This window comes from Alcaligenes sp. PF14, from assembly GCF_037150615.1.
GTDB lineage: Bacteria > Pseudomonadota > Gammaproteobacteria > Burkholderiales > Burkholderiaceae_B > Alcaligenes > Alcaligenes phenolicus.
Map to the genome: position 1 here is coordinate 1 of NZ_JBAGRS010000004.1, position 13,639 is coordinate 13,639.

At 55.8% G+C, this 13,639-nt stretch carries 14 protein-coding genes; 4 read left to right on the forward strand and 10 right to left on the reverse strand.

Going from position 1 to position 13,639, the window contains the following annotated elements; genetic code table 11:
• The first annotated feature begins 767 nt into the window (after positions 1-767).
• Entirely contained in the window at positions 768-1,538 is a 771-nt protein-coding gene (locus WFM49_RS09470) for a Crp/Fnr family transcriptional regulator (RefSeq protein WP_336972935.1), read from the forward strand.
• Here the strand turns inward: WFM49_RS09470 and WFM49_RS09475 are convergent.
• Together WFM49_RS09475 and WFM49_RS09480 are read right to left on the reverse strand one after the other, a co-directional pair.
• Positions 1,477-2,844, reverse strand: a complete 1,368-nt coding sequence (locus WFM49_RS09475) for a hypothetical protein (RefSeq protein ID WP_336972937.1) — start codon at positions 2,842-2,844, stop codon at positions 1,477-1,479. The genes WFM49_RS09470 and WFM49_RS09475 overlap by 62 nt on opposite strands.
• A gap of 4 nt (positions 2,845-2,848) precedes the next feature.
• Positions 2,849-3,070, reverse strand: a complete 222-nt coding sequence (locus tag WFM49_RS09480) for a DUF2249 domain-containing protein (RefSeq protein WP_035268878.1) — start codon at positions 3,068-3,070, stop codon at positions 2,849-2,851.
• Between the two features lie 248 nt (positions 3,071-3,318).
• Here WFM49_RS09480 and ubiU point away from each other — a divergent pair, with 248 nt between their 5' ends.
• From ubiU to ubiT, 3 genes are read left to right on the forward strand one after another with little or no spacing between them, the layout of a single operon-like run.
• Complete coding sequence (gene ubiU, locus WFM49_RS09485) at positions 3,319-4,314, forward strand: ubiquinone anaerobic biosynthesis protein UbiU (protein WP_009458516.1); 996 nt, start codon at positions 3,319-3,321, stop codon at positions 4,312-4,314.
• An 18-nt stretch (positions 4,315-4,332) separates the two neighbouring features.
• Complete coding sequence (ubiV, locus tag WFM49_RS09490) at positions 4,333-5,235, forward strand: ubiquinone anaerobic biosynthesis protein UbiV (protein ID WP_336972939.1); 903 nt, start codon at positions 4,333-4,335, stop codon at positions 5,233-5,235.
• Positions 5,236-5,250: 15 nt separating this feature from the next.
• The gene (ubiT, locus tag WFM49_RS09495; protein WP_239054999.1) at positions 5,251-5,748 is read left to right on the forward strand and encodes a ubiquinone anaerobic biosynthesis accessory factor UbiT; all 498 of its coding nucleotides are present in this window, start codon (positions 5,251-5,253) and stop codon (positions 5,746-5,748) included.
• Between the two features lie 5 nt (positions 5,749-5,753).
• Here ubiT and WFM49_RS09500 read toward each other — a convergent pair whose 3' ends face one another.
• The 8 genes from WFM49_RS09500 to trpE form a co-directional block, all read right to left on the reverse strand.
• Complete coding sequence (locus WFM49_RS09500) at positions 5,754-6,503, reverse strand: anaerobic ribonucleoside-triphosphate reductase activating protein (RefSeq protein WP_226349734.1); 750 nt, start codon at positions 6,501-6,503, stop codon at positions 5,754-5,756.
• Between the two features lie 18 nt (positions 6,504-6,521).
• The gene (nrdD, locus tag WFM49_RS09505) at positions 6,522-6,704 is read right to left on the reverse strand and encodes an anaerobic ribonucleoside-triphosphate reductase (protein WP_009458520.1); all 183 of its coding nucleotides are present in this window, start codon (positions 6,702-6,704) and stop codon (positions 6,522-6,524) included.
• 244 nt (positions 6,705-6,948) lie between these two features.
• Entirely contained in the window at positions 6,949-8,700 is a 1,752-nt protein-coding gene (locus WFM49_RS09510; protein ID WP_336972946.1) for a ribonucleoside triphosphate reductase, read from the reverse strand.
• A gap of 462 nt (positions 8,701-9,162) precedes the next feature.
• Positions 9,163-9,621, reverse strand: coding sequence for an HIT family protein (locus WFM49_RS09515; protein ID WP_336972947.1), 459 nt, complete (start codon positions 9,619-9,621; stop codon positions 9,163-9,165).
• Complete coding sequence (gene trpC, locus WFM49_RS09520) at positions 9,618-10,418, reverse strand: indole-3-glycerol phosphate synthase TrpC (protein ID WP_336972949.1); 801 nt, start codon at positions 10,416-10,418, stop codon at positions 9,618-9,620. Before trpC ends, WFM49_RS09515 begins: the two co-directional genes overlap by 4 nt.
• A complete protein-coding gene (trpD, locus tag WFM49_RS09525; RefSeq protein WP_009458524.1) occupies positions 10,415-11,449 on the reverse strand; it encodes an anthranilate phosphoribosyltransferase in 1,035 nt (344 codons plus the stop codon). Before trpD ends, trpC begins: the two co-directional genes overlap by 4 nt.
• Before the next feature lie 3 nt (positions 11,450-11,452).
• Positions 11,453-12,016: an anthranilate synthase component II gene (locus WFM49_RS09530; protein ID WP_254500063.1), complete on the reverse strand. Its 564-nt coding sequence runs from the start codon at positions 12,014-12,016 to the stop codon at positions 11,453-11,455.
• 38 nt (positions 12,017-12,054) lie between these two features.
• Positions 12,055-13,575 carry an anthranilate synthase component I gene (gene trpE / locus WFM49_RS09535; RefSeq protein WP_009458527.1) on the reverse strand — a complete coding sequence of 507 codons (1,521 nt, stop codon included), beginning with the start codon at positions 13,573-13,575 and terminating at the stop codon, positions 12,055-12,057.
• Between the last annotated feature and the right edge of the window lie 64 nt (positions 13,576-13,639).

Below are 13,639 nucleotides of genomic sequence, written 5' to 3' on the forward strand. Positions count from 1 at the left end.
ACCCCCGCAAGCATCCCTTGCGGGGGTTTTGTTTTATGCGGCGACAAAAGCGCAGGCTACCGGTCTGTCTCGGATTGTTCGAACGCTTGCCCCTGGACCGCCCGGTTCAGGCGTACCGCCACCTCTCCTGGCCCGTTCCGGGCTGCGTGTATTCCTTATTCTTACCGACGCCGTTTGGCCTAAGCCTAGCAGGTCGGTCTTGGCATTCTGTCCCTGCACCCTAGGGTTTGACGTTCAATCCATCGCTGCTTACCTGCAGGGGGCTCGGTCGTTCTACTCTGCGCGCTTGTAGCATTAGTTGCTGAGCTTTCTGCATCAATCAGCTTTGATGACCAAGATTGGCGCCTGCAACTGCCGACATCTGTCCCCTTAGCTTAGGGCTGTAGCGTACTTAGTCACTGCCTGTATTCGTCCTCCCTGAGCCCTCCGAAATTCCTACTCAGTTTTCTCTTTAACGTCGACGTAGCTGGCTCTGCTAAGGCCTATTGCATCCATTCAGAATTCAAGTCGATTTGGAAATGAGGCTGTCCCCAATCAGTTTCCCCTCTCAATATTCCCTACCTCTAACATGGTCAAATTTGACCGCTTTTTGCTTGGATCTGTTCCTAAGTCATGCTGAACTAGCAGTTCTGACTATCTTTTTACGTCCTCTTTAAAGCCTCGATTTATCTGTTTGACGTGTATCAATCAGGCACCGAGCTAATCTGAACAAGAGGGAACGGAGTATGTCAGTCTAGCTATGGTTCTATTTGGCATACGGAAAAGATATGGCGGCTCAAGACATGGCCTCGCAGGCAAGCAATGAAGAATTGTCAGACACCAGGTTAGTGCAGGGTGAAGGGCCGGGACGCTGGAAGCGGATAAAGGCCCAGCTGGCTCATCTGCCTATATTCAAGGAGCTGCCACCGGAACAACTGGAGCCCATTGCTAAAGGTACTCAGGAAGTACACGCTTTGCGTGGTACGACTTTATTTCACAGTGGAGATCCTTGTTTGGGCTTTCACATGTTGGTCTATGGTCGGGTGAAGCTGGTATTTGTCTCGTCCACGGGCTCAGAGCGCGTCGTTCGCCTGGTGGGGCCAGGAGAGGGGTTTGGTGAGGCGCTGATGTTCATGGGCCGTAATTACATTGTGACGGCCCAGACTTTGGTGGACTCTCTGCTTTTGCATATCAATAGAGACACCTTGATGGAGCAGCTGGAGAAGGGCAGTGATGTTGCTCGCCTGATGCTGGCGGGTTTAAGTGAGCGGCTTTACCGCTTGATGGGCGAGTTGGAGGCCTATACGCTGCAAAATGGTGTGCAACGTCTGGTGAATTACCTTTTGCAGGAGTGGCCGGGCGAAGAGGGTGTCCCCTTCAGGATCGATGTCGGTAAGTCCGTCATTGCGTCCCGTCTGAATCTGACCCCGGAGCACTTATCACGTACCTTGCGTGATTTGATGGACCGGGATCTGATTCGGGTTCAGCGACGTAATTTTACGATTCTGGACAGTGCGGCTTTGCGGCAATATGGTGCTTTGCCTGATATGCGCGGATAGCGCGCAGGCTATGGCGATAACGCTGCCAGGCTGTCCATAGATTCCATGACAGGGTCGCAAAAGACAGCAGCAAGGCAGGTGCTGCCAACCACGCGAAAGATCCCACGCCCAAGCTTGCTCCTGTCCAAAGTATCAGGCTCAGGCTATGCCAAGCCCAATGCGCGCGGGCGGTGGACGCGGGGATGTAGTTGGCAGTCTTGGGAATAAGGCGCAAGAGGGCACGCGTGTGCTCGGTATTGTCCATATCCATGCTGACATGCTCCTGGGCCTCCCGCCAAAGTAGAAAGGGCACGATGGTATAGAGCATCCCACAGACGACGGAACCCAAGGCTCCCATAATGAGCAAGACACCAATCGCCAGCTCTGCGTTGGAGGCGGCGGGATTGTGGGTCCAGAAGTTCAACAGAACAGCAATCAACAGGCTGCTTAAGGAGCTATACCAGAATAAAGTGCTGGCTCCTGCTGTCGGACGCTTGCGTTTCCAGAGGCGCGCCCACGTAATCACCGCCCATAAGCCGTAGCTTAAAAAGATCAGGTAGGTGACCAGATCACGCACAGGTAACCAGGAGCCAGGTAAGGAGGCCAGGGCCCACTGTGCAATCAACAAGGCTCCTACGACCCAAGGTAGCCAACGTACTAGAGGCGTCGGGTAGAGTTCGGTGATTTGAAAAATAGGCAGCAGTTGGAACGACATGGCAATCAGCAGCAAGCCTGCCCAAGCTGCCAAGCCCATCGTCATGTGAAGATTCAGCAAATTGGCGACGGCTTGTTCGCTTGCCAAGGCGACCAGCATGGCAAGCCCCGTTGAGACAGTCAGCAACAGTCCCAGCAAAGCCAGTCGGATAGGAGCAACGATTTCTTTGGCGCCGCGAAAGACGTCGCGCCGAGAGCGCCACAAGGCCAGCATGGCAGTCAGTAGATAAACCCCCAAAGCAAAGGCAAGACAAGCGCCTGCCAGCGTGTAAGCCCAGCTTTGCCAGCTAAGAAAGCCTGTCATCAGAAATAGTGTGCCAGCGCTGAGCAAGCCCCAAAAAGCTAGCGCCTGACCGCGTGACACCTGAATACGCACATTGCAGGCCACGGCCAGAATATGTGCCAAAGAGGCAAACATGGCACTGCCCACGATCCCCAAGGTCCAGGCATGGGTTATGGCCAAGGTGGCGGGGTGCCAGCGGGAGTTGAATAATTCCGGTCCGCTATAGAGCGCCAGCATGGCAGCCAGCAGTCCAAAAAAAGGGACATTCGCAAACAAGGGCAAGGTCAGTGACAAAGAGGGTGACTGATCCAGCGATAAAGCGCGTTGCATAGACTTAGTTCCTGCGGATGATGAGCTTGAAGCCGTTTTCTTGGTGGGTGCCGTGATACTTGAAGCCGCTGCGTCGCAGGATTTCATACAAGGGGAAAGGTTCTCGATCCAGCCACATGAGCAAGGCCTGGGTGGGAGCCAGTTCAGCCAGTGCTTCCAGGCAATGCTCCAAAGGCTCGGGTGCGGGCAGGCCGCGAGTATCCAGCGTGATCTCAGTTTGTGTCATCAAGACTCCAGCACGAAAGGCTTGGAAGGCATTGTGGACCATTCTGCCCGCCTATGGCGCAGGCAAAGTGGGACTTGTTTGCCACGGGTCAGGAGGTGGGAAGAATTTGATATGCGTTAAGGCCCCTTAATTTCAGAGCAGGCATAGTGGTGGTCTTGTCGAGCCAGGATCCACCCTGGCCAGATTGCTGATCGGGGAGTGTCATGAATACAGCGTCCACGGCTTTAGCCGCGTCCGATAACCCGCAGATGGAACTGGTTTGCCCAGCGGGCAGCTTACCTGCCTTGAAAGCAGCCATTGATAACGGAGCCGATAGTGTCTATCTGGGGTTCCGGGATGCCACCAACGCCCGGAACTTCGCCGGGCTTAATTTTGATGCACAGGCGATTGCACAAGGGATTGATTACGCACACCAGCGCGGCCGCAAAGTTTTGCTGGCTCTCAATACCTACCCGCAACCCAATGCCTGGCAACAGTGGCGCGACGCGGTGGACCGAGCTGCCCAGGCTCAGGTCGATGCGGTCATCATGGCAGACCCAGGATTGATGGCCTATGCCAGTCAGGCACATCCCAATCTGCGCTTGCACTTGTCGGTGCAGGGTTCAGCCACCAATCCGGAAGCCATCAAGTATTACCACCAGAACTTCGGTATTCAGCGCGTGGTTTTGCCGCGTGTCCTGTCCATGACCCAAGTGGAGCAGGTCTGTGAGCAGGTCCCTGTTCAGGTTGAGGTTTTTGGCTTTGGCAGCTTGTGCGTGATGGTGGAGGGCCGCTGTGCCTTGTCCTCCTATGCCACTGGTGAGTCCCCCAATACACATGGAGTCTGTTCCCCCGCCGGGCATGTGCGCTGGGAGCAGACAGATCAGGGTCTGGAGTCGCGTCTGAATGGTGTGTTGATCGACCGCTATCAGGATGGTGAAAACGCGGCTTACCCCACTTTGTGCAAAGGGCGTTTTGATGTGGCGGGCGAAAACTATTACGCACTGGAAGAGCCCACCAGCCTGAACACTTTGTCCTTGTTGCCACAACTGTTGGCGGCGGGTGTCAGCGCAATCAAGATTGAAGGCCGACAGCGCAGCCCGGCTTATGTGGCTCAAGTTACTCAGGTATGGCGGCAAGCCATTGATTCGGCCAAATCCACGCCAGCCCGTTATTCAGTCCATCCGGCCTGGATGGGTGCTTTGAACAAACTGGCCGAAGGGCAGCAACATACGCTGGGTGCCTATTCTCGGCCCTGGAAGTAGAGCATGGGAGGCTCAATCATGAAATTATCTTTAGGCCCCTTGCAGTATTACTGGTCCCGCGTTGCCACGATGCAGTTTTATGAGTCGGCCTGCGACTGGCCGATCGATGTGGTGTATCTGGGCGAGACCGTATGTTCGCGTCGTCACGAGCTACGACTGGATGATTGGCTGGATATTGCCCAGATGCTGGCCCAGGCTGGCAAGGTGCCGGTTCTGTCTAGTCAGGTCTTGCTGGAGTCCGGGCGGGACGTGAATACGCTACGCAAGGTCACCGAACAGGCTGATTATCTGGTCGAAGCCAATGATATGGGAGCAGTACGTTTGATGCAGGGTCGGGACTTTGTCGCCGGCCCTTTTTTAAATGTTTATAACGGGCCAGTGCTGGATTTGATTGCTTCTCAAGGCGCGGTGCGTTGGGTGATGCCTCTGGAAATGGGCCGTGCAGGATTGGCGCAGTTGCAGCAAGACAGACCTGCCGGTTTGGAAACCGAGGTCTTTGCCTTCGGGCGTTTGCCCCTGGCTTTCTCGGCCCGTTGCTTTGCGGCGCGTAACCGCAATCTGCCTAAGGACAATTGCCAGTACGTGTGCATGGACTATCCCGATGGCTTGCTGCTGGAAACCCGTGAAGGGCAGGGTTTTCTGACGATTAACGGTATCCAGACTCAATCCGCCTGGGTGTACACCTTACTGGAGCAGGTACAGGATTTGCGCGATTTGAGTGTGAATATGCTGCGTTTGAGTCCGCAATCTCAGCATATGGATGCGGTCGTGCATTTGTTTAATGACGTGATTCAGGGGCGTATTCAGGCAAGGGATGCCCACGAGGATATGCTGCCTTTACTGCCCGCTAAGGCCTGCAACGGTTTCTGGCATGGTCGCCCCGGTTTGGAATGGGTGTCGCCGGTGTCAGAGCGTTTCTAAGGGAGGGATGGAAGAATGAATGAAATAACGACTCCCCGTTTACCCGCTGTTGTGGCGGGTGTTTTAAGCCGTTTGCCCCCGTGGCCCGGCTCCCGCTTGTTTTGTACGGGCTTGAACGTGCTGATGCGTCCGCACTTGCCGGCTGACATTGCGGAACGATTGGAAGGTCGAGCTTTACGCATACAGGTGGCAGATGCCGGTTTAGCGTTTGACTATACGTGGCGCCAAGGGGCTTTTTACCCTCTGTCGGCACGTACACAACGTCCGGATTTGACCCTGAAAGCGGATCTTTGGGCTTTTTATCAGCTTTTGCAGCGGCAGGAAGATCCGGATACCTTGTTCTTTAATCGACGTCTGTCGATTGAGGGCGATACCGAATTGGGCCTGATGGTGAAAAACACTCTGGACGCCTTGGACCCCGATATTCTGCATCCGCGTGCAGTGCTTAAACAGGGTAAAGCGGCTTTACAGGATGTACTGCGCCGCCCGATACGCACCCCCGCTTCTTCCTGAGACAATTAAGAGCGTCGCACTTCAAAGTGCGGAAACAGCTTCTGGAGGTTTTCCAAAATCTCCGCTCCTGGGTAGGCCTGCAAAGCCTGCCCAGTTTCATTCAGGAAATCGTCATCACAGCCTTGTGTGCGGAAAATCTGCACGGCATAGCGCTGGACGCCCAGCTCATGCAGGTGTTGTCCCAAAGCTTGTACCGAGGCGGGACTGTGCAGTTGGGGATGAATAGTGCTGCGGCACTCAAACAGAACGTCTTCGTTCAGCAGCAACTGCAAACTGCGTAAGGGCGCAGCGGCACTATTGCTGCGTTGAGTAATGGCGTCGTAGTGACTGAACTCTGCCTTGATATCCAGGCCTATCCAGTCCACCCAAGGCAGGATTTCCAGCAGTCTGGCCGGATGTGTGCCTGCGGTGTGTAAACCGATTTTGAAACCCAGCCTGCGCACCGCGCGGATGGCGGAGCCCAGGGCCGGGTCCAGTGTGGGCTCACCGCCGCTAAAGACGACGGCATCCAGCAGGCCGACGCGGCGATTCAGAAAGTCCAGCAAGGCGTTCCAATCAATAGCACTGTCTGGTGTGCGCTCTTGCAGGTGGGGGTTGTGGCAGTAGCCACAGCGCCAGGGGCAGCCTTGCACAAAGATGACAGCGGCTAATTGGCCGGGGTAATCCGTAGCCGAGAAAGGGGCGCAGCCACCCACTTTCAATGCCACTTTGTGGGCAGGCGTGGCCGGGTAAAGATGGCGCGTGGCGTAAGTCATGGAATTTGACCGGGCTGTTTATAGGGTGGGGACGGCATTGCTTGCGCAGGCGCTGGCTTCGGTGAAGTAGCGTCGCTCATGAAACTCACCTTGCTTGCCAATATTGAAAGACGACATGGGACGGTGATAGCCCATGACGCGTGTCCAGATTTCGCAAGGCTGGCGTTCGGAATCTTGAAGAGTGATGGTGTCGGTATTCATGAATAACTCCTTGGAAAAAAGGGCCGTCACGCTATGCGGATGTGACTAGCCTGGGTGTGTGCCAAGAGGCTGGTTGTAGATAAAGGCTGAGGACAACTAAAAGCCTGGTTTTAGTTGAGCCAAGTGGATTGGGTTTAGCCTGTCTTGGTAAAAAGTTGACTTGAAGAGATCGGCTTTAATGGACTGATGTCGGTGTCGGTGTCGGTGTCGGTGTCGACGACGGCGTTGACGTGTCCGCGATAACTTAGTTTTGAACGTCAGCCTCGGCCCGAGCTTGAGCTATCTTGTTGGCCAGCAGCTCACTATCGCAATGTGGACAAAACTCATGTTTTCCAGACAGATAGCCGTGCTTGGGACAGATAGAAAATGTGGGCGTAACGGTGATGTAAGGCAAGGAAAAACGGTTCAAGGCTCGTTGCACCAGATTGCGGCAGGCATCAGTGCTGGACAGTGCTTCGGTCATATAGAGGTGCAGCACGGTGCCGCCGGTGTATTTGCCTTGCAGCTCGTCTTGTCGCTCCAATGCCTCGAAGGGGTCTTCAGTAAAGCCCACCGGCAGCTGTGAGGAATTAGTGTAGTAGGGCATTTGCTCGGTCCCTGCTTGCAGAATGTCGGGCCAGCGGGCGCGATCTTCTTTGGCAAAGCGGTAAGTGGTGCCCTCGGCAGGGGTGGCTTCCAGGTTGTACAGGTGGCCGGTACTTTCCTGAAACTCCACCATGCGCTCCCGAATGTGATCCAGCAAACGCAAGGCAAAGCGGTGCCCCCACGGCGTGCAAAGATTCTGCTTGTCCTGGGTAAAGTTGCGGATCATCTCGTTAATGCCGTTAACTCCCAGCGTGGAGAAGTGATTACGCAAGGTGCCTAAATAGCGGCGTGTGTAGGGAAACAGCCCTTGGTCCATATGTTGCTGGATCACCGTGCGCTTGATTTCCAGGCTGTCACGACCCATTTCCAGCAGCTCATCCAAACGGGCAAACAGACCAGCTCCATCGCCTTGATACAGATACCCCAAGCGGGCGCAGTTCAGGGTGACCACTCCCAGGGAGCCGGTTTGCTCGGCAGAGCCAAACAAGCCATTACCGCGTTTGAGCAGCTCGCGCAGATCCAGCTGCAGGCGGCAGCACATGGAGCGGATCATATTGGGTTCCAGCTCGGAGTTAATGAAGTTCTGGAAGTAGGGCAGGCCATATTTGGCCGTCATGGCAAACAGGCGCTCGGCATTCGGGCTGTGCCAGTCAAAATCCCGGGTGATGTTGTAGGTGGGAATCGGGAAGGTGAAGGCACGGCCACGGGCATCACCCTCGCTCATGACTTCGATATAGGCCTGGTTGATCATGTCCATTTCGGCCTGCAGATCCCCGTAGCAAAACGGCATTTCTTCGCCACCGATTTGCGGAACTTGCTCGCGCAGGTCTTCGGGGCACACCCAGTCAAAGGTCAGATTGGTAAAGGGCGTCTGCGTCCCCCAGCGCGAGGGTACGTTCAGGTTGTAGATCAGTTCCTGCATGCATTGGCGCACCTGCTTGTAGCTCAGGCCGTCCTTGCGGATGAAGGGCGCCATATAGGTATCAAAGGAGCTGAAGGCCTGAGCTCCGGCCCATTCGTTCTGCAGGGTGCCCAGAAAATTGACGACCTGGCCAACTGCACTGCTTAGATGCCGCGGTGGGCCGGATTCGATTTTTCCGGGTACGCCATTGAGCCCTTCGTTCAGGAAAGTGCGCAAGGACCAGCCGGCGCAGTAACCAGAGAGCATGTCCAGATCGTGGATGTGCAGGTCAGCCTGACGGTGTGCCTGACCGATGGCTTCGGGGTACACATGGCTGAGCCAGTAGTTGGCAATCATCTTGCCCGAGCTGTTCAGAATCAGTCCGCCCAGCGAGTAGCCCTGGTTGGCATTGGCTTGTACGCGCCAGTCCTGGCGGTCCAGATATTCAGTAATGGAACGGATGATGTCCAGCTGAGCAGCTGGACGCGAGGCAGTTTCCTGGGTAGCCATATTTTTCACCAGAACCTATATATAGTGATTTTTAGGATTCACGACACTATATATGGTGGTTTTTGAAGGGGCTAGGCGATTGTCGTCCAGGCTTGATCTAGGTTAATTTTGTGCTCGAAGTGACTGGGTCAAGGGGTTTGTCGGAAAGAAGTCGTTGGGCACTCCTTACTCTGATCGTTCGTAGGTGGAGATTTGTGAAGTCGAGGTGGTCATGCTGCCAGGTATAAAGAGTTGGCTATGGCCATGCTATGCAAGCAAGCAAGCTGTTTATGTGGGTTGCGTGCAAGTAGCACAACAGCAGCTTGGCTCCTGCCGGTGGAGTCGCACTGTAGCGGGCTCCACGGATAAGCGGTGTACTTGTCTGTTACAGTGCGCCGTCTCTTTTCCGGGAGGCAAAAAATACCCGCTGACTTTTTACAGGCCAGCGGGTATTTCCTTAATAGCAGGACTTGAATAGCGGGTTTAGTGCTTGAATCGTGCTTTTAGCGCAATACAAAGTGCCTGCTGATACTGGCTGACTTGCTCAAGCAGGCGTTCTTCGTGGGAAGCCCAGTCTTGCTTTTGTTCTTCTGTGCGCATGGGGGCGGGTGACCAGGCAGAGTCCGGAAAGAAAGGGTCGTCCTTCCAGCGAGGGATGACGTGCCAATGCAGATGCGGCACCTGATTTCCGAATTGAGCCAGATTGATCTTGGCGACTCCCAGTTGTTCACGCTGAGTCTGCTCAACCACATATACGGCTGCCATGATGTGCTGCCGTTGTTCTTCAGACAGGTCTGTCATTTCAGCCACATGATCTTGCCAGATTACTCGTGTATAGCCGGGAAACGGGCTGTCCGTGACGGCCAGCACCTGCAGCCCTGCGCCCGACCATAGCAATTGATCGGGTTTCAAGGCACACAGGGGGCAAGCGTGGGTGCTCATGCAGGCTGACCGAAGAACAGGTTCTGCAAGGCAACGCCTGGATCAGGTTCACGCATGAAAGCCTCACCGACCAGGAAGGCTTGCACCTGGTTCTCGCGCATCAGGGCCACATCTTCAATGGTGTGAATACCGCTTTCGGTGACAACGCGTTTTTCGCTGGGGATAAAGGGCAGCAGGTCCAGCGTGTTCTGGGTGCTGGTTTCAAAGGTGCGCAGATTGCGGTTATTGATGCCCAGCAGGCTGGTCTTCATTTGCAAGGCAATATCCAGCTCAGCGCGGTTATGTACTTCAACCAGGACGTCCATGCCCAGTTCGTGGGCCATTTCTTCGTACTCCATCAGCTGATCCTTCTCCAGCGCGGCGACGATCAGCAAGATGCAGTCGGCACCCATGGCTCGGGCATGGATGATCTGATAGGGGTCAATAATGAAATCTTTGCGCAGTACGGGCAGTGCGCATACGGCACGGGCCTGGCGCAGGTGGTCGTAGGAACCCTGGAAATACTGGATATCGGTCAGGACCGACAGGCAGGCCGCGCCGTGGGCGGCGTAGCTGGAGGCAATCTCAGTCGGGTTGAAGTCGGCACGGATCACACCCTTGGACGGGGAGGCCTTTTTGACTTCCGCAATAATGGCAGGCTTGCCTTGAGCGATCTTGTCTTCAATGGCGCTGGCAAAGCCGCGCAGGTCGTTCCGGTTCTTCGCTTCGCGCAGCAGATCGGACTCGCTGCGCAGTTGGCGGGCGGTGACGACTTCAGCTCTTTTGGTGTCGAGGATCTTGGCCAGAATGTCGTTCATGGGTTTAACTTCCTTGTATAAGCGCGGAATTGTTCGAGTTTTTCGCGTGCGGCACCGTTGGCAATGGCCTCAAAAGCCATGCGCAGGCCTTGTTCAATGGAGTCGGCGTGGTTGGCAGCATAGATGGCCAAACCAGCATTCAAGCCCACGATATCACGAGCCGTACCCTCTTGGTTATTGAGGGCTTCCATAATCATCACGGCAGATTCTTCCTTGCTGGAGACGCGAATGCTGCGGTTGGAGGTCATGGCCATGCCAAAGTCTTCGGGGTGAATTTCGTATTCCCGCACCTGACCGTCTTTCAGTTCGCCCACCAGGGTGGCCGCACCCAGAGAGGCTTCATCCATACCGTCCTTGCCGTGCACGATCAGCACGTGTTTGGCCCCCAAGCGTTGCATTACGCGCACCTGAATACCGACCAGGTCGGGGTGGAAGACGCCCATCAGCTGGTTGGTCGCACCGGCAGGATTGGTCAGCGGGCCCAGAATGTTGAAAATAGTGCGCACGCCCAGCTCTTTGCGGACGGCAGCCACGTTTTTCATGGCTCCGTGGTGAGCGGGGGCGAACATGAAGCCGATATTGGTTTCGGCAATGCTGTCGGCCACTTGCTCGGGCGAGAAGGTCAGGTTCACGCCCAGGGCTTCCAGCACGTCTGCACTGCCGGACGAGGAAGACGCACTGCGGTTGCCGTGCTTGGCTACTTTCACCCCTACGGAGGCGGCCACAAACATGGAGGCGGTGGAGATATTGAAGGTATTGGAGCCGTCGCCACCTGTACCGCACATATCCAGCAGTTCGTCCGGGTTAGGCGTAATGACGGGGGTGGCAAATTCGCGCATCACCTGGGCGGCGGCAGAAATTTCACCCACGCTTTCTTTTTTCACGCGCAGGCCCATCAGCAAGGCAGCCGCGATCTGAGGCGACATTTCGCCGCGCATGAGCATGCGCATCAGATGCAGCATTTCGTCGTGGAAGATTTCCCGGTGTTCGATACAGCGCACCAGTGCTTCGGTAGGAGTGATGGTGTTCATGATTTAAAGGTCCAGAAAGTTCTTCAGTAAGGCGTGGCCATGCTCGCTTAGCACCGACTCGGGGTGAAACTGCACGCCATAAATAGGCAATTCGCGGTGACGGACACCCATGATCTCGCCGTCTTCGGTTTGCGCGGTTACCTCCAGACAGTCGGGCAGGCTGTCGCGCTCGATGGCCAGGGAGTGATAACGGGTGACGTTAAAGGGCGAGGGCAAGTTGCTGAATACGTCCGTGCCCTGGTGGGTAATCGGGGAGACTTTCCCGTGCATGATTTGCTGCGCACGGATAATGCGCGCACCAAAAGCATGTCCGATTGCTTGATGACCCAGGCAGACGCCCAGAATCGGTAGCTTGCCGGAAAAGTGCTGGATCAGTGCAACCGACAGGCCCGCGTCTGCAGGGGATTTGGGGCCGGGCGAGACGCACAGATGGCTGGGATTCAAGGCTTCAATTTCTTCAAGTGTGACTTGATCGTTGCGTCGTACCACTACTTCCTGACCCAGTTCTCCAAAGTACTGGACCAGGTTATAGGTAAACGAGTCATAGTTATCGAGCATGAACAGCATGGGAATTCTCCGGCAAAAAAAGGATGGCAGTGGGGCGATTAAATAGGCTCGTCCAGACCGAATTGCACTTGTTCGGCAGCGCGGATCACGGCGCGTGCCTTGGCTTCGGTCTCTTGCCATTCTTTTTCGGGATCGGAGTCGGCCACGACACCGGCGGCGGCCTGCACATAGAGCATGCCGTCCTTGATGACGCCGGTGCGAATGGCAATAGCCAGATCCATTTCGCCCGAGTAGCTCAGGTAGCCAGCAGCACCACCGTAAACGCCACGGCGTACTGGCTCCAGTTCATCAATGACTTCCATGGCGCGTACCTTGGGGGCGCCGGTCAGGGTGCCTGCAGGGAAGGAGGCGCGTAGCACGTCCATCTGGCTCATGCCGTCTTGCAGTTCACCGCAGACATTGGAGACCAGGTGCTGAACATGCGAGTAACGTTCGATCGCCATGGTATCCGTGACTTGTACCGAGCCGGTTTTGGCGATACGGCCAATATCGTTACGGGCCAGGTCGATCAGCATCAGGTGTTCGGCGCGTTCTTTAGGGTCGGACTTCAGCTCGGCGGCCAGTGCGGCATCGGCTTCAGGTGTGGCACCGCGTTTGCGAGTGCCGGCCAGTGGGCGAATGGTGACGCGCTCCATGTTGCGGCCATCCTGACGGTGTTCTTCCTGACGCACCAGAATTTCTGGCGATGCACCCACGACCTGGAAGTCGTCGAAGTTCCAGAAGTACATGTAAGGCGATGGGTTCAGCGAACGCAGGGCGCGGTACAGGGATAAGGGTGAGTCGCGGAAAGGTTTGGTGATGACCTGGCCGATCTGCACTTGCATCAGGTCACCGGCTGCAATGTATTCCTTAGCGCGGGCCACGGCCTTCAGGTAATCCTCTTTGTCGAAGTCGCGCTCGCATTCGGTTTGCATGCTGGCGTAGGCGTAAGGGATCACGACGGGTGACCGCAGCTTTTCGCGCAGATCCTTCAGACGACGCTTGGCCAGTACGTAGGCTTCGGGCTGAGCGGGATCGGCGTATACCAGCAGGTAAGTGCGGCCAGCCAGATTATCCACAATCACCAGCTCGTCTACCTGTAGCAGCATAATGTCCGGCACGCCTTCTTCCTGGTCGGAAGGGAAGGGTTTGCGGTTCATGCCCAGGGACGGTTCGATGTGACGCACCGTGTCGTAGCCGAAGTAACCGGCCAGACCACCCGCAAAGCGGGGCATGCCAGGACGCAGGGCTACTTTGAAACGGGCCTGGAATTGCTCGATGAATTCCAGCGGATCGCCTTCGGCTGTTTCGACAATCTTGCCATCGTGCAGCACTTGGGTATGACGGCCATAGCTGCGGATCACGGTACGGGCAGGCAGGCCAATAAAGGAGTAGCGACCGAACTGCTCGCCGCCCACAACCGATTCCATCAGGCAGCTGTAACGTCCGCCTTCGGGGCCGTTGTGCGCCAGTTTCAGATAAATCGACAGGGGCGTATCCAGGTCGGCATAGGTTTCCGCAATCAGGGGAATGCGGTTAAAGCCTTCTGCTGCTAGGGCATTGAATTCTATTTCTGTCATTGGGATCTCGAGGGTCAGTGGGTACGACGAGCCGGACAGAAACAAAAAAAGCCCGGTCGTTGTG

Bases quoted from the DNA above. Each gene is read 5' to 3' on its own strand.
- trpD (WP_009458524.1), bottom strand. From the start codon at position 11,449: ATGAACACCATCACTCCTACCGAAGCACTGGTGCGCTGTATCGAACAC.
- ubiT (WP_239054999.1), top strand. From the start codon at position 5,251: ATGAATGAAATAACGACTCCCCGTTTACCCGCTGTTGTGGCGGGTGTT.
- nrdD (WP_009458520.1), bottom strand. From the start codon at position 6,704: ATGAATACCGACACCATCACTCTTCAAGATTCCGAACGCCAGCCTTGC.
- WFM49_RS09470 (WP_336972935.1), top strand. From the start codon at position 768: ATGGCGGCTCAAGACATGGCCTCGCAGGCAAGCAATGAAGAATTGTCA.
- WFM49_RS09475 (WP_336972937.1), bottom strand. From the start codon at position 2,844: ATGCAACGCGCTTTATCGCTGGATCAGTCACCCTCTTTGTCACTGACC.
- WFM49_RS09510 (WP_336972946.1), bottom strand. From the start codon at position 8,700: ATGGCTACCCAGGAAACTGCCTCGCGTCCAGCTGCTCAGCTGGACATC.
- trpC (WP_336972949.1), bottom strand. From the start codon at position 10,418: ATGAACGACATTCTGGCCAAGATCCTCGACACCAAAAGAGCTGAAGTC.
- WFM49_RS09530 (WP_254500063.1), bottom strand. From the start codon at position 12,016: ATGCTGTTCATGCTCGATAACTATGACTCGTTTACCTATAACCTGGTC.
- WFM49_RS09515 (WP_336972947.1), bottom strand. From the start codon at position 9,621: ATGAGCACCCACGCTTGCCCCCTGTGTGCCTTGAAACCCGATCAATTG.
- WFM49_RS09480 (WP_035268878.1), bottom strand. From the start codon at position 3,070: ATGACACAAACTGAGATCACGCTGGATACTCGCGGCCTGCCCGCACCC.
- trpE (WP_009458527.1), bottom strand. From the start codon at position 13,575: ATGACAGAAATAGAATTCAATGCCCTAGCAGCAGAAGGCTTTAACCGC.
- ubiU (WP_009458516.1), top strand. From the start codon at position 3,319: ATGGAACTGGTTTGCCCAGCGGGCAGCTTACCTGCCTTGAAAGCAGCC.
- ubiV (WP_336972939.1), top strand. From the start codon at position 4,333: ATGAAATTATCTTTAGGCCCCTTGCAGTATTACTGGTCCCGCGTTGCC.
- WFM49_RS09500 (WP_226349734.1), bottom strand. From the start codon at position 6,503: ATGACTTACGCCACGCGCCATCTTTACCCGGCCACGCCTGCCCACAAA.